Annotated in this window: 11 protein-coding genes and 1 pseudogene; 1 reads left to right on the top strand and 11 read right to left on the bottom strand. The window is 43.1% G+C overall.

From position 1 onward, the window contains the following. Positions 1–2: 2 nt before the first annotated feature. The 10 genes and pseudogenes from QMA13_RS15570 to QMA13_RS15525 form a co-directional block, all read right to left on the bottom strand. Positions 3–1,042 (bottom strand): annotated as a pseudogene (locus QMA13_RS15570) (GerAB/ArcD/ProY family transporter). Positions 1,043–1,118: 76 nt separating this feature from the next. After that, positions 1,119–1,352, bottom strand: coding sequence for a hypothetical protein (locus QMA13_RS15565; protein WP_282942488.1), 234 nt, complete (start codon positions 1,350–1,352; stop codon positions 1,119–1,121). A gap of 120 nt (positions 1,353–1,472) precedes the next feature. Further along, a complete protein-coding gene (locus tag QMA13_RS15560) occupies positions 1,473–2,564 on the bottom strand; it encodes a Ger(x)C family spore germination protein (RefSeq protein ID WP_282942487.1) in 1,092 nt (363 codons plus the stop codon). 15 nt (positions 2,565–2,579) lie between these two features. Then, positions 2,580–4,079, bottom strand: a complete 1,500-nt coding sequence (locus tag QMA13_RS15555) for a spore germination protein (RefSeq protein ID WP_282942486.1) — start codon at positions 4,077–4,079, stop codon at positions 2,580–2,582. A 164-nt stretch (positions 4,080–4,243) separates the two neighbouring features. After that, on the bottom strand, positions 4,244–5,479 hold the full coding sequence (locus QMA13_RS15550) for an MFS transporter (RefSeq protein ID WP_282942485.1): 1,236 nt from the start codon (positions 5,477–5,479) through the stop codon (positions 4,244–4,246). A gap of 145 nt (positions 5,480–5,624) precedes the next feature. Then, on the bottom strand, positions 5,625–6,104 hold the full coding sequence (locus QMA13_RS15545; RefSeq protein WP_282942484.1) for a MarR family transcriptional regulator: 480 nt from the start codon (positions 6,102–6,104) through the stop codon (positions 5,625–5,627). A 180-nt stretch (positions 6,105–6,284) separates the two neighbouring features. Further along, the gene (locus QMA13_RS15540) at positions 6,285–7,217 is read right to left on the bottom strand and encodes a phosphotransferase family protein (RefSeq protein ID WP_282942483.1); all 933 of its coding nucleotides are present in this window, start codon (positions 7,215–7,217) and stop codon (positions 6,285–6,287) included. A 303-nt stretch (positions 7,218–7,520) separates the two neighbouring features. Then, the gene (locus QMA13_RS15535) at positions 7,521–11,000 is read right to left on the bottom strand and encodes an S-layer homology domain-containing protein (protein WP_282942482.1); all 3,480 of its coding nucleotides are present in this window, start codon (positions 10,998–11,000) and stop codon (positions 7,521–7,523) included. Positions 11,001–11,003: 3 nt separating this feature from the next. Continuing rightward, positions 11,004–13,382 (bottom strand): beta-galactosidase GalA, encoded by a 2,379-nt coding sequence (galA, locus tag QMA13_RS15530; RefSeq protein WP_282942481.1) that lies wholly within the window; start codon positions 13,380–13,382, stop codon positions 11,004–11,006. Between the two features lie 32 nt (positions 13,383–13,414). Continuing rightward, positions 13,415–14,713, bottom strand: coding sequence for an ABC transporter substrate-binding protein (locus QMA13_RS15525; protein ID WP_282942480.1), 1,299 nt, complete (start codon positions 14,711–14,713; stop codon positions 13,415–13,417). Between the two features lie 180 nt (positions 14,714–14,893). Between QMA13_RS15525 and QMA13_RS15520 the strand changes: the two genes are divergently transcribed. Then, positions 14,894–15,724: a helix-turn-helix transcriptional regulator gene (locus tag QMA13_RS15520; RefSeq protein WP_282942479.1), complete on the top strand. Its 831-nt coding sequence runs from the start codon at positions 14,894–14,896 to the stop codon at positions 15,722–15,724. 74 nt (positions 15,725–15,798) lie between these two features. Here the strand turns inward: QMA13_RS15520 and QMA13_RS15515 are convergent, their stop codons facing one another. Continuing rightward, the gene (locus tag QMA13_RS15515; RefSeq protein ID WP_282942478.1) at positions 15,799–18,564 is read right to left on the bottom strand and encodes a discoidin domain-containing protein; all 2,766 of its coding nucleotides are present in this window, start codon (positions 18,562–18,564) and stop codon (positions 15,799–15,801) included. Positions 18,565–19,010 lie beyond the last annotated feature (446 nt).

Genomic DNA, 19,010 nt, shown 5'->3' with positions numbered 1-19,010 from the left:
TTCTAAGAACGATTTGTTTTTAAGCGTTTTCTAAACAATGAAGCAATAAGCAGCAGCAAGGGCAGAAACAGGGCAAATATAAGTGAAAAAGGCCCCCAGTTTTTTGACAAGTAATCGCTAATAAATATCGTATTCGGATAGCACATAATGGACAACACGATCATCCCCAATGCTAATGGAGCAATAAGCGGCTTCTCGTCCTTCAGCTTAAAAATCTGAACGAACCCGATCAACGAGGCATGAAAGGTAATAACAATTTTTACAAATATCGATAAGACCCAAATCGAGATGAGTATCCCTTCTACACGTTCAAGGAAATGTCCGATGCTAATATTTTTGGCAAGCGTATAAGCTGGAAACAGTTGATTCGACGTGAGAGTTACGCCAAGCACAGCTATACTTCCAAAAGTGGTCATAAAAAGAATGGCACCTCCAATGAGAATGCCGGAAATAAACCCATTGGTGCGACCTTTTATTTTATTGACAAATGGGTAGAACATAAGCATAACAACGAGCTCCTGCAATCCGGAGAATGTAAAAGCCCCCTTTAGAATCGGTTTCAAGCCGAACTCCATCAAAGGAAAAAAGTGCCTAACGTTAAATTTAGGTATCAGTGGTAAAATAAGCAGTAAAAACAACAGAATCATCCAAGGAAAAAAACTTCTGCTGCACGTGTATATACAACAAAACCGGATCGTACCGTTATGACAACGACTAATATAAATAGCATTTGCAAAACCTCTATAGGCGTTTCTTGCAAAATCTGTGACGTCAAGAAATAGCCTAAGTCTCCTACCATAAGCGATGCCAATAAATAAAAAAATAGCACGAAGGCTAAGGCAACTATTTTTCCTATCCATTGTCCCAGCACATGTTCGCAATATTGAACTAAAGTTCGATCAGCCAAACGCTTTCCCAGCAGCATATATAAGAAGGCGAGCAATAAATTAATGCCAACACCGATAAAGCAAGCTATCCATGCATCCTGCTTCGCATCATGGGCTAGACTGGAAGGCGTTATAAGAATGGAGGTACCGATCATAAAAAACGTAACCAATATTGCAAAAGAACGATTGTTTATGCTGCCTTTGTTCTGCATGCCATAGCCCCCTTTCCTTTCATCGGAATATCGAATACACCGCCTCTGGATACGGACCTAATACCGCAGCAATCCAATCTAACGGATTTGGTAAATGGGAACCTATACTTTCAAATGTACTCAATGTACACGCTACACCTGTGACCAATGTCAGAACGGTTAGTTCCTTCTTTCTTCGTTCCTTCCATAACCGCGGGTATTCCTTTAAGCAGGTCCATAGTAATGTCAGCAAAATCCCTATCAAGAGCCACATAAGGTACTCCTTAATCCTTTGTAATTTTATCGATCGGCTGCAAAATCGTGCCCATCCGCCGAAAAATCGTATTAGCGTGAACCTGTACTTTAATCGTTTTGAATACTTGATTCCAATCCTTTATTTGATGCCATGCCTTAGGCTGCTGCTGATGGAGAATTTCCCCGAAACCGTAAATATCCGTTCCGTATTTTTTTTGGATTTTTTTATCGAAGCTTCTATAAAAGCTTCTAGTTGACTGTCAGATTGCTTCTTCAATTCATTGACTATCGATGATTTGGAAAGATCTACTTTACATTCAGCATCAGCTAGATCCTGCTCAATTCGAATATTCACATCAAACTCAGGCTTTCCGTTCACCAGATTCGACTTGATGTACGTATGGGTACGAATAGCTTGCATGGTGATATACCCCTCGCCTCCGGGGCACTGAATATGGCCTACCGATTGACGTACGGAATCCTGCACGTAATTTAAGGCTCTTGTATCAATCTCATCTAACCATCCAACGAACCGATCCCCCTTAAAAGCGGCCATCCCGGAGTATTGTAATAATGCTGGAGGATCGACGTACTGGCCATTAGACATCTTCTCGCCAAGCTTTGGATTCCCACTGATTTCAATCCCTGTCATAGTCGGCGATTTACCATACGCCCCCAAGTCTTGAAGCAAATTATTAAGATTCATACTGCCCGTCGCTGCCCAATAATTGTCGGACGTCTCCAACTTCGTGTACATATTGTTAGCCGGAATTGGATCCATGACGCTAAGCACCTTTAATATATCAGCAGCCTTGGCTCCTCTTGCCAGGACAAAATAAAAGTCAGTCCTCATTTCCAAATTGCGCGATAAATAATCCATCGGCTTACTGATCCCTGCTTTCGCAACCTCCTCACCAATTACGACCATTCGCAAATGCGCAAAGTACAGGTGCCTCGGCACTTTAACTGACATCCTGGCCAGGGCTTCGGGAATCGTTGTTCCAATTTCATCATAAGTAATAACTGGGCTAGCGTTAGTCGATGGTCCTTTTTTTACTGCGACTTGTCCGGGATTCACTGTTTGGACGGTAATTTTGTAATGATCGGTTACTTTATCAATCCCCATCCCCACGACAATACTCATCTCGTTAAGCTCGTGTCGGCTCCAGCAGCCGCTCAACATCAACGCTAAAATGAAAAAACAAACACTTTTAGCAATATTATGTTTCACGACATGTGAGCCTCCCTACTTGCGCTTTTGACGAACAAGATTTTTGGGGTGAAGCATCTTGGGTCTCGTTAGAAATTTGGGGAACGACATCCGGATTAATGTATCCTTTTGATCTGTTAACTGAAATGGGGCAAGCGGTGACATATACGGGACACCAAAGGAGGTAACACCGCACAAATGGACCACAATAACAATGATCCCTAGAAATATACCGAAAAGACCGAATGAAGCAGCAAGCATCATCAGCATAAAACGTATGATGCGAATCGTAATCCCCAGATTAAATGCCGGCAATACAAAGTTAGAAATCGCTGTAATGGAAACGACGATAACCATGGCCGCGCTCACCAAGCCTGCTTCCACCGCAGCCTGACCAATAACGAGAGTTCCAACAATGGATATGGATTGACCTACTGTTCTCGGCATTCGGACACTTGCTTCTCGCAAAATTTCAAAAGTGACTTCCATCATAATAGCTTCAATAAAAGCTGGAAAGGGGACGCCTTCTCGCTGGCTTGCCAAATTGTATAGGAGTGTTGTAGGCAGCATCTCCTGATGAAAAGTCGTTATTGCTATATAAAACGATGGTGTTAATAAGGCAAGACCAAAAGCCAAGAAACGAAGGAGCCGAATAAAAGAGGAGAAATCCGCCGGCTGGTAGTAATCCTCACTAGATTGAAAAAACTGTGTAAATAATGCAGGAACCAGTAGGGCAAACGGCGTTCCGTCCACTAATATAGCGACTCTTCCTTCCATCAGCCCTGCCGCTATAACATCAGGCCTTTCCGTGTTAAAGAGTGTTGGGAAAGGAGTGTAACGTTTATCTTTAATTTGTTCCTCGATGTAATTGCTCTCCAAGATCGCATCGATATCAATAGTGGACAATCTTTGACGTACTTCCTGCAGTACAGTTTCGTTAACAATATTTTGAATATAAATGACGGAAACATCCGTTTTCGTTACGCTGCCGATACTTGTTGTTTCCATCCACAAACGGCGATCCTTGATTTTACGACGGAGCATTGCTGTGTTCCATCGCAATACTTCGGTGAAGCCTTCCCGTGGCCCTCGAACAACGGACTGCACATTAGGCTCTTCAACGGTACGAGCCGTTAGATCTTTAGTACATATGGACAGTGCCTGTGGACTTCCTTCCAGCATTAAAATACTGTTGCCCGAGAGCAGCAAGTCAAACAGCTCTTCGAAGTGGGTAACATCCCTAACGGCACCAGAAGCAATGACCGTTTTTTTGAAATACTCTAATATCTGCCGGGAATCATATTGCTTCAATTGATCTTTCTCGTAGGATGAAAGCAAAGAGTCCATCATTGAGTTAAGATTGGAAAGTCCGTCAATATAAACAACCGAACCAAGAATATAACGGTCAGAGTCAAGGTGAATTTGGATGTCACGGACTACAACATCATCACTGTTCCCAAGCTCCTGTTTAATGCGCAGCAAGTTATCAGCAAGCCAAGGGCTCAACTCCCCCAATTTCTCCTTTTGCTCCTCCATGAGATTCCACCTGCTTACTTAAAGATGACTGATGTAGGTTATTCTCTTTATAAAAACCAAATTTATGCATATTTGGCACAAAAAAAATAAAGGACACCCTTTTGAAGTGTCCTCCTCTGTAATCGAAAATGAAGGTGGATATTTGCTTAAAGAAAGTAGGTAGTTTACATATTTACATGCGTTCTCTTATATAGAACTGGTATTGCCGCTGCTATAAGGATCATACCCATAACAGCGGGTGCGGCATGACCAAGTGATACATAGATATAGCCTCCAATGATAGGCCCAATCATTCTTGCTAAAGCCTGAATAGATTGGCTGCCTCCTTGAATCCTTCCTTGTTCACTAGAATCGACAGATTTGGAAAGCATCCCATTGAATGAAGGGCCAAAGATCGAATCACCAAAACCAAATATAAACATTCCTGCGATAAGAAGAGGATAGAATGAGAACAAAGCCGAAGCTGCAATAAGACTGTAACCTATAATCTCCGAAACCATTCCAAGAATTGCTATCTGTTTATCATTTAGTTTTGTCAACAGCCTTGGCATTATGAAACCTTGTGAAATGATGTCTTGGACGCCCATAATGGAAAACATAAGTCCGATTAGTGCAGGCTTCCAACTGAAAGTATCCATTGTAAATTGTGAAAAAACGGCCTGTAAAGATCCGTTGGGTATCCAAAGTAAGAACGCTGAGACAAGCAGCCTTTTTATGCTTTTCATGGAAAGCAGGTTTGCAAGCTGTGAAAGTGGATTTAGTCTTACAAAGGTAATCTCCTTCAGTCTATTATTCTTGTCAAGGCTCTCAGGCATAAAAAAGAATCCATAAACTACATTCAATAAAGTTATGATTGCTCCAAAATACATGGGTACAGAATAACCAAACTTGGCAAGTAATCCGCCTAGAGTTGGCCCAATGACGGTGCCTACACCTACAACCGCACTCACCCATCCAAAGTATTTGGTTCTCTGTTCTGGAGGAATGATGTCTGCAAAATATGCGAAGATCGTGCCTATGCTCCCGCCTGTTATACCTTCAATTATGCGCCCAACAAATAGGACCCATAGAGCTCCTCCTATGCCAAAAACGAAATACCCGATTGCAGAACCCAAAAGGCATACTAAGAGTAATGGACGGCGGCCATATTTGTCGCTCAAAGCCCCAAGTACCGGGGCCGCAAAAAACACGCAGAATGCATAAACAGAGGTAAGCAGCGTAACAACTATAGCTTGTTCTCCCGGATTGCTTGTATAAGGCTGTACTAAGAATGGGACGACAGGTGCTATGATACTGAAGCCTATTCCGCAAAGAAACACAGAGATAAGACCGAATATTAAAGCGTGTTTATCTACGGTTTGTTCTGTGTTCTGTTCATTGTGTGATTTAGATTTGAACATTTAATTCTCCCCTCAAAAGTTACGGTTTTATTTCCTTGGAAACATATTTATCGTATCGTGATTTTGTTTCCTTGTCAACAAATTAATAACAATAAAAAAGCAGCCCGTTCTCAATAGAGTTGGACTGCCTGTGGTTTCATATTCATTATTCAAATTTATTCCGACTCTCTATACCCTGTTTCTTTATTTCTGCATCCAAATGCCTACTATACTTTTCCACAAAGCTAAGCATACTGTCAAATTGTTCCTCGGTTACCTGCTCAAATACGGCTTTATCCCGCTCTTGAAACTCTTTGTGCAGGTCTTCATGGATGTTATAAATTACTTTCCCTTGCTCAGTAAGCCTAAAATAAATTTCTTTCTTGTTATCCGACTTCTGGTAGCTTTCGATAAGGCCTTTTTTTATGAGCTTCTTAGTTAATTTACTTATAGCACCGCGAGTCATATAAAAGGACTCCGCAAGTTTGGTCACGTTGGAATCTACATTTCTTTCAATGTATTCGATGCAATGTACTTCAGAAGGCTTATAGCCCTTAAGACTGTCTTCCATCTTATCCTTATTAAGCAAAACCAGCTTGTTATATAAGTCCCTGAAACCCATTATGACCTGATCTTCTTTGTTCATGGCCTATCCTCCCACCCGTTGGTGCAGCGACAATATTATATTAAATTTTTGTTTCTATTTCAACAATATTAAAATTTTAGGTTAAATATACTCGTCCCAAAGGGAAGCCTGATAGGCTTCGAACGAATATAAAAGCACAGTTTACATTGGACGAAGGACACCCTTTTGAGGTGTCCTTTATTATCGCTGCTTATATTGTAAATAATCATGTATCATTTTTTTGAACTCATAAATATCGCTAAGCTCCTCAGCCCTTTTATCAGACCATTGTTCAACCATTTTCTTTACAAAATCTCCGCCAAAATCATGAAGCAGCGTTCCCATAAATAGGTTTTCTATAAAATCATCATCGTTTCTTCCCTGCATAAATTCATGAACAAGCTCCTTATCCGAATCGAATAAATCGAATATGATAGGTGGATATTCATATTCCGCAGGCGCGATAATGCTGTCAGCGAAATCGATGATATATATCTCATTATGTTTATCTACAATGATATTATCTGCAGTAAGGTCGCCGTGTACATAAACGTACTCCGACCATTCGTATTGATTGATAATCTCCATAATTTGCGACCTGATTGAAGAAGAATAACGGTTCCATCTCGAGTTATGAATGGCTCTTTCTTTGATAAATGCTTCATCTACTTTTTCAAGCGGCTTACGATTCATCGTATACAGATGCTGATTAAGTTTGCGAATGAACATTTGCTTTTGCTCCATGGTATATTCCTTAAGCGCATCACCTGCTGCCTGACCTTCAATATACTCCATGATTAAATAGTTGAATACATACTTGTCTGATACACTGGATGCGGCAATAAGTCGAGGGGCTCGAATTCCCGATTGAAGTGCTCTTCCCATGGATTGGAGCTCGGCATTGTAATCGTCATCCGGATTTGCACCAGATTCTTTCGGGGCAAATATTTTAATAACGTATTTCCCTGCTTTAAAAACCGCATTGGTTCCAGGGGTTAAATGAGAGATTTGATCATAGCCATGAAACTGCTCCTTCTCGAATATAGCTTCTATTAGCAATCGAAAATCATCAAGTGATTGATATACGGCACTCCATGATTTCCAATCATAAATATCTTTTTGAAATAAATGCATCTTGATTCTCCTTTGATTCTAGACATATTCAGAACTCTTATACACCTAAACTGTGTTGTCGACAGCCGTTCGCAGCTAAAAAACTACTTTGCCAAATACAGTTTTATGGCCTCCCTCTTTGGGTTTGGGTTGTTAATAAAATAAAGAACGTTAAGGTATACTGACATAATATATTCTATCGACTTACATAAATCCCTCTAAATGGCTATATATTCAAGCTTTCAGTTCGATTCATTTTTAATAGAAATTAAAAACAGCTGGTTAAGGTCTCCTTAGCCAACTGCTTTCTACTACAAGTTATTCTTATTTACTTGCATCCGGATATACATCAACCGAAATCGATTTTCCACTAGCCGTAACCATCGTTGCAGTAAAGGATGCAATCTCAACATTTGTTACACCATCTGGAGCCTTTGCAGGTACGTAAATGTACTTGGCATCTCCACGATTTAACTGTACGCGATTGACTGTACCGAATACCCAATCCGTAGGATCCGTGTTTGCGGGTACTGGCGCGATGGCATTCGTTAATCCGTTCACGTTATTAACACCATTGATATTGGATTCTACTGCAATATAACCTGTCCCCGGCTTAATTTCTGAAGTCCATTTAATATTAGAAATAAATATGGTGATACCGAATACAGGAGCTACACGGATAACAGAGCTGTTTTTAAACGTATTATTGTTGTATTGATCAGTCAGTGTAATGTTACTGAAGGTTTGCTTCTGATTAAGTCGGCCGGTGTCGTTCCCGGTAAATATGTTAACGCCAGCTTTTAACTGGGATAACCAGATAATTTTAGCTTTGCCATTGTAGGTTGCAGCTAAGCTTGCCGTAGTAAGAACATCGTCCTTAACTTGGATTTTATCAATTGATAACGCTTTCATTCCTCCGTAATTTGTAGGCTTGATCATGGCTGTAATACCAATTGTTCCTACATCTTTACCACGAATTCCGAATGCATCGAAGTTATTCGCAACAGCACCATCCGCTTTGGGCTTATTAACAGCAGCTGCTCCAGCTGGACTGGATACCGTCACTGACATAACCGAATTGTTCGGCAGCTTAACGACGTTACCTGAGGTATCTTTAGCTGTGACCTCAATTTTGCCTGAGAACATATTTTCTAAGGAATAACCTTCCGTGGTTGTAACACCTTTAATTGTAACAGATGGAGAGCCTTGTAGCGTTCCCGCTATTTTATCAATTGCATAAATCCCATTAGGGAACGGAGTAAGCGCATAGTTTAAGGTGTCAGCTTCTTTCACCTTAATAAGCTGTGTTGTCGTTGTAGCCGTTGACACTAAGCTGGCTTTACCTGCTGTGACAGCAGCTCTATCGCCCTTGTATAATTTAGCGGTTGTTTGATAACTCCCCTCCATGTTATCGCCCACATTGGCAGTAAAGAATATATCTTTGTCACGGTAATATCCAATTTCAGTAGCTGCAGGATTGTAACCATCACGTGACGCGTCTACGCCATCTAGGAGGATAGTATTATTGGCTGCGTTCAAGTTAGTTGTATTAGTCGGTGAGTATCCCCCTCTTGAGAAATATACGGCATCTGTAACTGTACCGGCAGTTCTCTCAAGTGTTAATTGTACGCTGTAGCCCGTGTAATCACGATCAAATTCTTCGCCGTATTGGTCTCTATACTTAAATCGAAAGGCATTTTCGGTTTTCATGTCTACCATATCCAAGGATGGCAGCATCTTGGGCTTCGGTACTACGGATACGAATACCGTGTTGGGATAACGTCTTTCCACTACACTGGTGCTTAACGTAGCCGTCTTTCCGGTTCTCCCGACAAGAGTTTCAATGGTGAGTGAGCCGGATTTTTTGCCAGCCTCATCCGCAGCATTGCTCTTCAAGCCTGATATTTTAATCTGTCCACGGTACGCACCCGATGTCTCCACTCTGCCTCTGGTGCCAACTACTACGTTGGCTGTTCCTTTCCCGTAAATTTGAATATCATCGGCATTTTTAACAATATCATCAGTACTTAGCTGATTGCCCTGTTTATCTTTAACAGTGATAGGGATATATACATCGTCATCACCCCAAGCAATCGTTTTAGGAGGGCTCCCGATAGTTACCTCATAAGGAATGTTGGTTGCGGTTACTTTAATGTTTTTAGTTGCTGTTTGGCCGCCTGTATAAGGCATAATGGACAGCTGAACGTCTTGATTATCGAACAACGTTCTGTTATCAACCTCCGCTGCGGTTATTTTAAGATCGGGTCTTCCGTCATTATCGGCGTCCTCGTCCATAAATGCGAAGCCCTTATTATAGGAATTGCCGTCATCATCTACTTCAGACCCTTGGAGAATACCTCCTGAACCTGTAAAGTAAGTCGTCGTGTTTTTGCGCAAAGTAAACAGATCAGTAACTTCAAATCCGTATTGGTCATAAGCTTTATAGTCCATCGTTGCCTTATCTCCGGGTTCGAGTGATGTCTTACCCTTCAGATAATGAATGTCACCCAATTCAACCTTTGCAATAGATTGGATGTCTCCGACCTTAAATGCTTTGTTCGCTTGTAGTGTGTTTTCTTCCGATAGAATGGTGACGGTGAACATCTGGTCGCGATCCAAAATTTCCAATCCCCCTTTCGAGGCCTTCTGGGTCGCATTATACAAATCCAAGGTAAAGGATTGAGAGCCAGCTACAGTATTAAGCGTCAGCTTAGGACTTGTTGAGATGGTAAATCGCGATGCAGATAAATCAGATTGCTCGTTATATTGATTCAGCGCTCTAAAATCAATTTTAACTTTTTTTCCCTGTGCAATTACATCTGATGCAGAAGTGAATTCGATTTTCGTTAGTTTTTCATTTTGAACGGTTACATCAGCAGATCCGTTTTCTTTGACTACAGTGAGACCACCATCTTTAACTGGATCTAATCGAAGCGTATACTTCCCTTCGGTCATCTTATTCTCCAAGGTTAAAATTGCCTCGTTCTTCGCCTCATTCCATTTAGGGGCAGCTGTTACTGCTGAACCCAAACGAGTCACGCTTATGTTGAGCTTAGTCGTATCCGCTATCGCGCCATTCAGCGTCACTTTAATTGTCTTGGCACCAACGGCTTCAGCTTTAACGATGGATACGGTAGTAACGGCTGCTACCGCTGGCGGTGCGTATTGTTTCTTTGCTTCATAGGACCCAAGGAGCAAAAGATCACGAGTGGCTGCGGAAGTCCCTCCGAATGTCCCGTCAGCTCCATTATTGAGCAGCTTATTTTTGAGGGCTAGAGCAACATAGCCCTTAGCCCAATCAGATACTGTGGTATCGTTAACCCCTGTAGTTGATTCAGCAGCGGCATTTTGACCTAAACCTCTAAGCAAGAACGCAGCCAATTGCTCTTTCGTTATTTCTCCGGACGGATTAAATTGCCCAGATTCATAACCTTCCGTGATTCCTGCTTTGTAGATAGCTTCGATATAAGGCAGAGCATAGCCGTTTGCTGGATCGTCAGCCTTAACATCGGAGAATGATGATGTTTTCAGTGAGCTGTCTACTTTCAGCTGGAAGATTAATGCCGCCACCTTCGCAAATTGTGCACGAGTCGTTTTTTGCTTGATCCCAAACTCACTATCGCTCATGCCTCCGAAAACACCGGCTTTGATCATTTCATCATATTTTGCTTTCGTTGCTGTGTCTAAATCCTTCAAATCGTTGAAGCTCGAAGTATCCTTCACTGCGTCAACTGCAAGCGCTGTCGATGTTGCAATGGAAAATGCAGTTGCTAATGCTAGAATAGCCGTTAATCTTTTTTTCATTTGTTAATCCCCCACATTAGTTTCAATTTTCAATTCGGCAGAACACAACCCCGTCGATTCAGCATGAAGCACGACCTCTCCTACCTCCCCGTTAGATTGAACGAGAGCTAGACAGTAGCCGTTAAACGCTCTTCGGCGCTTGGCTTTATCCGGTTCATGGCTGCTAGGATTCCCATTGCCTACTCCCAGAATCGTGCCAGCTCCTTCTATCGAGAAGACCACCTCATTGTCTGCAATCGGAACGATGCGACCTTTATCATCTTGAATCGTGACTGTAACTATAGCTACATCTTTGCCATCTGCATGAATGCTGGAACGATCGCATTTCAGATGAATTTGGTATGCTTCATAAGTGGTTGCAACCTCTTTCACCGCGATCTCTTGTTCTCCAATGTAAGCACGTGCTACCAGCTCTCCCGGTTCATAAGGAACCTGCCATTCCAAATGCCCGTTTTTATTCATCGGCTTTCTTCCCAGGCTGTTTCCGTTTAAGGTAAGCTCGACGCTATCTCCATTGCTGTATACCCATACATCTATAGGCTCTCCTTGTTTCCCCAACCAGTTCCAATGAGGAAGTACATGAATCATCGGATCTTCAGTCCACACGGATTTCAAGTAGTAATATACGTCTTTCGGAAATCCGCATATGTCCATAATCCCAAAATGAGAGTTAATGCATGGCCAAGCATATGGTGTCGGTTCACCGCGATAATCAAATCCGGTCCACAGGAATATCCCTTGCAAAAACGGATAAGCTACCGCATCTTTCCATGCATTCTCAACCGAATATCCCCATCCGGGCATTTGAACGCCATCATATGCGGGGCAGTAGCCTCTTACTTTATCCGAAGCGTAAACTCCACGAGTTGTTGTGCTGCTTGCACTTTCACTTGCCAGCATAATCCGATTAGGATATTTCTCATAGTCCGAGACATCTTGACCTCTTCTTTGGCCATAGTTGTAGCCAACAATATCCACTTGCTCGCTGTATCCGCCTCCATTCCATCCGTGATTCATAGCCGCCAAGGTAGGTCGAGTAGGATCTATCCTACGGGTTACATTGACGAGGGATCGGACTATTCTTGCCCCCATGATTGTTCCTTCCAAAATCTCTTCATTTTCCATACTCCAAATGATGATGGATGGATGATTGCGGTCGCGCACCAGCATGCTCGTTAAATTGGCGATGCCTTCCGGCGTACTGTCTAGCTTCCTATTCTCATCCATAACGAGTATGCCTAAACGGTCGCATATATCTAGAAGTTCGGGAGTAGGCGGATGATGCGCGCTGCGATAAGCATTGCAGCCCATTTCTTTCAGCAGCTCGATTTTGTATTCAATCAATCGGTCTGGTAATGCAACACCAACACCAGCGAAATCCTGATGGTTGCAGGTCCCTTTCAACAGGGTTCTGACTCCATTCAAGTAAAAGCCTTCTCTAGTAAACAAAATGGTTCGTATGCCAAATGTGGTTTCATATTGATCAACTAGTTCACCATTCTGGCGAATATCGGTCAACATTTTATATAAATAAGGATTCTCCAGTGTCCAGCGCTGCGGGGTTGGAACTGTAAGCGATTGCGTTAATTCCGTGGAGCTGTTCCATGGGACGGTCACTTCCTGAGAGAGCGAAGCGATGACAACGCCTTGCGAATCTACAATGGTTGAGACGATCTCGCATGTGCGATCGGATTCGGAATCGTTCTGCACCGTCGTTCGTACTACCACAGACGCACTCTCATCGGATACTTCCGGGGTTGTAATGTAAGTTCCCCATTGAGCTACGTGAAGCGGATCTGTTTTTTGCAACCAAACGTGGCGATAAATGCCGCTTCCTTCGTACCACCAGCCCTCATAAGTGGTCGTATCCGCTTTTACTAGGATCACATTCGCGCCTTCGTCCCCATATCTGACGATATCCGTGATATCGTAATGAAATCCGGTATATCCGCTGCGATGTGTACCGAGGAGGTGCCCGTTCATCCAAACGGTGCTGACGCCCATAATTCCGTCGAAATGGATACTGATCTTACGCCCCAGGTCTTCTTGCGGAATATGGAACAGCTTACGGTAAAAGCCAACTCCAGTAGGTAAATACCCGTGACTTCCCGGGCGAGATCCGATCGATGGATCATTCACATAATTCTGCTCAACGACCCAATCGTGAGGGATTTGTACCGACTTCCAATCTTTAGGTAAAGTGCTTTGGTCAGCTTCCTTATCCACATATGCGATATCAAGCCATTCCCCATCCTCCTTTTTGCCGCAATCCGTTAAGCCTTTGGTCATACCCGCTTTAACGGCATAAGGTATCGCAATATCACCTTTATGAAAAAACCAACCAGAATCAAACGACTCCTTTACTCTTGTTAACACAGACATGTTCTCTCCTCTTTCTATTTAGGAATTGCTAATTACGGTTGGAGCAGCGCTTGATTAATGTTTGCCTCTGCTTCACGCAATGCAGTGTTGACATCTTTTCCTGCTAAATATTCATCGAAGCTTTTATATAAAATCGCTTTGGCTTTAGCATGATTCGGTGATATGACCGGTGCTGGAGCCGGTTTGCTTTTGAAAATACTATCGATGTGCTTATCCTTCATAATCGGATTATCTGCACCTAACGCTTTTTTAATTTCCGGGTTTTTCAATGGAGTCAGTCTTAGCGTCTTCTTGGCGCTAATGGTTTGAACCTCATCGGAAGTTACCACTTCCAGCACCTTCATAGCTGCATCTGCATACTTAGTGCTTTTGCTGATTGTAAGAACGTGCGTATCGACCATGCCGTATACATTCGGATTGTCCTTGTAGCTCGGATATTGAGCCACATCCCAGTTCGTGAAGCCATCTTTGGTGGTAGCTGTGGTCAAGGCATCGAAAATGTTGATCCCTGCAAACATGGCAATCGTTTTTTGCTTCAAAAAGTTATTACTGTCCTTCGCGTTACCCGGAATGGAGTATATTTTATAAGCATTCTCCATCACTTGCTTCCATGCATCCGTATTCACACTAGCCTTATTCGTCTTGGCATCCACCATATCGAGCGATTTCTGGAATGATAACCGCTCAAGATGCTCGGGGTCCAATCCGCGATATTGAACATCTCCATCCAATCGTGTTACTTTTTTCGCAAGATCGATCGTATCATCCCAGGTCATACCGTCCTTCGGGTAAGGAACGCCGAACTTATCGAAAATATCTTTGTTATAATACAGCGCATTAAGCTGAACTGCGTAAGGCAAACCATACAGCTCCCCTTTGTCAGATACAACGCGAATGGCATCCAGAACAACGGGTTCAAACCGATTCAGATCTACGTTACGCTTCTTGATCAGTGGCGTGATGTCCTGAAACAAATTCAGATCACTGTAGGTTGCCATTTGACCGTTCCAAATCATGAGCATATCGGGAATCGTTCCAGCGGTCACCAGATCCTCCAGACGGGTCCCTTGCCCGTTACGAACCAGCTCAAGCGTGATATAGGGATATTTAGCTTTTACCGGATCTACAAAGATTGTTTGGAACGCATCATCGGAAATCGATACGGAAGATGTTTGCATGATTTTCAGCGTGACAGGCGTTTCGTCATCCTTCACCTTGATGTCGTTTGCTGATGGTGTCTCCCCACTCGAGTTCGTACATCCCACAAACACCAGACTGGATAATAATACAAGCATGGTGGATGTAGCTGGTTTCTTTTTAATATCGATCACCCCTCCATTAATGATGCTGGCGCCTCACACATTGCTAACGCTTACATGTTGTCCCACCTCCGTTTCCCAAATCGCATACTTGAAATATATTTATATAATATTATGATAAAAACCCTCTATCAATCCAAAAATTTTGATGATAATATAACAATATTGATATCATCAATAAGGGGGCTTATTATGAGAAATGTTTACTGGAATATGTTAACTGAGATTGATTTAAACCTACCCCTTTATGTCGCTTCGACTGGACAATGGTTAAGTCAGCCAGAACTTATTCGTAAGGATGGTTACAAAAGATTTCAGTGGCTGCAATGCATTCATGGACAAGGAGTTCTCGAAATAGGTGGAAAAACGATAACCGTGTCGAAAGGACAAGGGATGCTGCTTTTTCCAGAGGTTCCTCATGCTTATTGGCCGGTGGTTGAACCATGGACATTACAATGGGTTGATTTCGATGGAAAATGGGTTCATGAGGTTTTGCAATCGTTCAACTTTCACGAATCCAGCGTGCTCTATATGCTTCACCTTGAGCCGTTTCTGGCTAGATTTAACGAGATGAACACCATTGTGAGCATGAAGAAAAATAAAGCAAGCTTTGATAGCTCCCATCACCTCTATGGCTTACTGTTGGATTTATTCCAGTACACCTCTACCTCGGAAAATCGCTCCAATCATGAACAGCTTGAGCAGCTGAGGCCGGCGATTCAGTTTATTGAACAGCATTTTACAAATCCCATTTCTTTACAGGATCTGGCTGATCAATTATCGGTCACAACGCACTATACCTGCGTATTGTTCCAACAAACCTTGGGCACGAGGCCCATTGAATATATCAATCGATATCGGATACGAAAAGCCAAGGAGCTGCTGCTGCAAGAGGAAAATATGGAGATCAAGATGATATCGGAGAAGGTCGGTTTTGGGAACCCGAGTTATTTTATTAACACTTTCAAAAAACATGAAGGGCTTACACCAAGAGATTTCAGAAGGCTGCATCAATTAAAATAAACCAAATACGAGAAGGCCGGGGGCACGATGCCTCCGACCTTTTTTTGAGTCCTTATGATAACTTTAAAGCTTATTTATTTGTTATAAACTTCCATTTCATTGATTGTTGGCTCGCTGCTTGCAGTCGTTATATATAGACGTAAATACCGGGAGGTTACAGGTGTAAAATTAATTGTTTTGCTGGCGCCAATCGTTGTACCTGCAGTGCTTGAAATATCTGTATAGTTAGTGCCGTCATTGGAAGACTGGAGCTTATAGGCCGTAACTCTTTGAAATGTGACTTCTTTAATTACAGCTTGATTGTATGTGGTTGCCGCACCAAAATCAACGCTGATCCATTGGTCATTAATGCTGCCTTTGGCCGCGGACCATCTGGTTGCAGCATCTCCATCAAACGCAAGAGCGGCAGTGTATGATGTGCTCCAGGTTGAAGACGCATTAAACGTTTTGCCCAAGACAAGATTAGTCGCTGTGCCCAATGTTGTAGCGCTGGCCGTATTGCTTGCTGCAGAGATGTTTCCTGCCGCGTCCTTCGCTTTCACTGTGTAGCTGTAAGCGGTCGAAGCTGTAAGTCCGGTATCGCTGTATGAAGGAGTAGTCGACGATCCAACTTTGGTGGCTCCACGATAAACGTCATAGCTAACTACTCCCACATTGTCTGTGGATGCCGTCCAGCTTAAGTTAATCTGACTGCTTGAGGTCGCTGTTGCCGTCAAATTTGTCGGAGCCGTGGGTGCTTGAGTATCCGTTCCGCCGCCAGTATTGTAAACCTCGATCTCATCGATCGTGGGTACGGCGCTGGCCGTGCTGACATACAGCCTCAAATATCGGCTGTTCACATTCGAGAAGCTTATCGTTTTATTCGCTCCAATTGTTGTTCCCGTTGTGCCCGCTATGTCGGTATAATTGGTTCCGTCGTTGGATGACTGAAGCTTATATGAGGTCACCCTTTGGAAGCTGATTTCTTTAATTACAGCCTGATTATAATTCGTGGCAGAACCAAAATCGATGGCGATCCATTGGTCATTCAATGAGCCGTTCGCTGCGGACCATCGGGTAGTTGTGTCTCCGTCAAACGCTTTATCCGCGCTGTAAGAGGCACTCCATGTGGTCGAAGCGGTATAAGTTTTACCTGTTGCAAGATTCGTTGTGGGGCTCACTGCTTGAGTCGTAGCGCTGGCTGTATTGCTTGCTGCCGATAAGTTTCCAGCCGCATCCATCGCTTTAACCGTGTAACTGTAAACGGTTGAAGGACTGAGTCCCTTATCACTGTAAGAAGTTGTCACGGATGAGCCGACTTTAGTAGATCCTCGATAAATTTCGTACTCCGTTACGCCAACATTGTCCGTGGATGCTGTCCAGCTTAAGTTAATCTGACTGCTGGAGACTGCTGACGCCGTCAAGTTCGTTGGTGCCGTAGGGGCTTGCGTATCACTGCTGTTGTAGCGCTGGTTTTTGGCCCACATAAATCGGGAGAACGTATCCATGCTTGTCGTCGATTTACTCGCCAAATCCGCATTGGCCAAAGCATAGTACATATCTGGACGAAGAGCCGTCAAGAATAAATTACCGCTCCGCGCATACGTTGTCGGCGCTCCGTGTCCATCTCCATCGGTTCCGTCTACACGACCTGAGAAGGAATTTGGCCCCTTCATCATGACATCAGCATACATATTGGCAAAAGGCTTCATCATCGCGGCGGTAATCCCGTACCTCCCGCTCAAATAAGCGCGATAAAATCCCGCTACATCCAAGCTAGCATGATTCGAGTCCTCCCCTCCGAGTAGAGTCGGATTGTAGCCCCAGTTGTAAGCTGTGTTGCCTGCTGCATCCACATAGGTTTGCTTTGCGGAATCATCATTAAAGAACCAGTTCAGACTCGTCTGCACGATATTGTCATACTTCGTTACTAAGGTCGGATTATCGGCCAAAATCGCATGCGAAGCAGCAAGATTCTGGAAGCCATAAGTAATCATCATCTGTTGGTTCCATGGAAATACGCCGCCGCTCATATAAGGGGATTGCGTTGAGAAGTAGAGCTTATTGCCCTTAGATAAATCAAGCAGCGACGGGAACAGGAACTGATTCGCTACATAATCTGCCTCGGCAACGAAGGTTAGTGCGCGTTGCTTATACGTTGCCCCGTGGGAATAAGCATCTCCATTCGTTACGTTCGTATTCCAAATGGATGGCGTTTGAAGAATCAACTTGGCGCAATAAGCAAGATGGCCTACAGAATCCCCGTTTGCCGAATCTGCTGATGCGGGATCTGTCGTGTTGCCAGGCCATACAGGAGCAATCGTGTTGGTCCAAACGGTACGCTGTCCGTTAGGTGCAGCCAGCTTATCGTTTCGTTGGGAAAGAAGCACGTCGCAGAAGTAGATCATTCGATCCAATATCGCTGTATCATGCGTAATCTCATACATCAGCCCCATCGCCTTGATGGATTCACCGCTTTTACCTTGAGCATATTCACTCTGCATGGAACCGGTGTTAGGCCAGACGACAGGCTCGAGCGTTGAAATGTAGGATTTGAACGAATTAATTTCATTTTGCGTAATCGGACCATCAAAGCTATCTACAACCATGGATCCAGCAGCTTGGATTGGAAGAGCCGGAAGTAATCCTGAAGAGGCGACAATGAAACCGATTCCAAGAATACATGTTTTTTTGACCATTGTAATGCGTTTAAAGATTAAGCCGAAACGATGTCCCACAACAAGAATTGTAAGTAAGAAAAGAACGACAACGCAGGTAGTAACGGAGAATGCTAACATGTTGGAATACCCTCTTTTCTTATCTCCATCGGCTGGAGTATTGGCTGTTGCACGTAGCCACACGGAATTTGAACAATACTTCCCTCCTTCATGATATCGCTTTCAATAATCAGGCTTGACATTGGTCTATATCCGAAGGTTCCACCTCCCTTCCTGCAAATCGAGCCAAGTAAGATTAGGTTATTTTTACCAGTAATCTCATCTGTCTCAAGTTCATCTTATTATCAAATAACCACTTCTTCAATCAAATAATATTAATAATAGTATAACGATATTGATATTTTCCCTATCCTTAAACTTGCATGTCTAAGAGTTATAAGCTGCTGCAAATTCTATGACATTATGATCTCTATCGAGTAGATAAATCTACGCGAATCCGGCAGTGCTATTTGCTTCAGACTGTATACATGCATAAGCATTGCAGGAAATACCCGCTTCGATATAGAAACATTGACCTATTACAGGAAAAGGTAGGTAAAAACCATGCGAGCACTCTTAGTTATTGATGT

The organism is Paenibacillus sp. RC67 (assembly GCF_030020805.1).
GTDB lineage: Bacteria > Bacillota > Bacilli > Paenibacillales > NBRC-103111 > Paenibacillus_S.
This window is presented reverse-complemented; position numbering and strand designations above follow the sequence as displayed.

Bases quoted from the DNA above. Each gene is read 5' to 3' on its own strand.
- QMA13_RS15565 (WP_282942488.1), bottom strand. From the start codon at position 1,352: ATGTGGCTCTTGATAGGGATTTTGCTGACATTACTATGGACCTGCTTA.
- QMA13_RS15555 (WP_282942486.1), bottom strand. From the start codon at position 4,079: ATGGAGGAGCAAAAGGAGAAATTGGGGGAGTTGAGCCCTTGGCTTGCT.
- QMA13_RS15550 (WP_282942485.1), bottom strand. From the start codon at position 5,479: ATGTTCAAATCTAAATCACACAATGAACAGAACACAGAACAAACCGTA.
- QMA13_RS15545 (WP_282942484.1), bottom strand. From the start codon at position 6,104: ATGAACAAAGAAGATCAGGTCATAATGGGTTTCAGGGACTTATATAAC.
- QMA13_RS15540 (WP_282942483.1), bottom strand. From the start codon at position 7,217: ATGCATTTATTTCAAAAAGATATTTATGATTGGAAATCATGGAGTGCC.
- QMA13_RS15535 (WP_282942482.1), bottom strand. From the start codon at position 11,000: ATGAAAAAAAGATTAACGGCTATTCTAGCATTAGCAACTGCATTTTCC.
- galA (WP_282942481.1), bottom strand. From the start codon at position 13,382: ATGTCTGTGTTAACAAGAGTAAAGGAGTCGTTTGATTCTGGTTGGTTT.
- QMA13_RS15520 (WP_282942479.1), top strand. From the start codon at position 14,894: ATGAGAAATGTTTACTGGAATATGTTAACTGAGATTGATTTAAACCTA.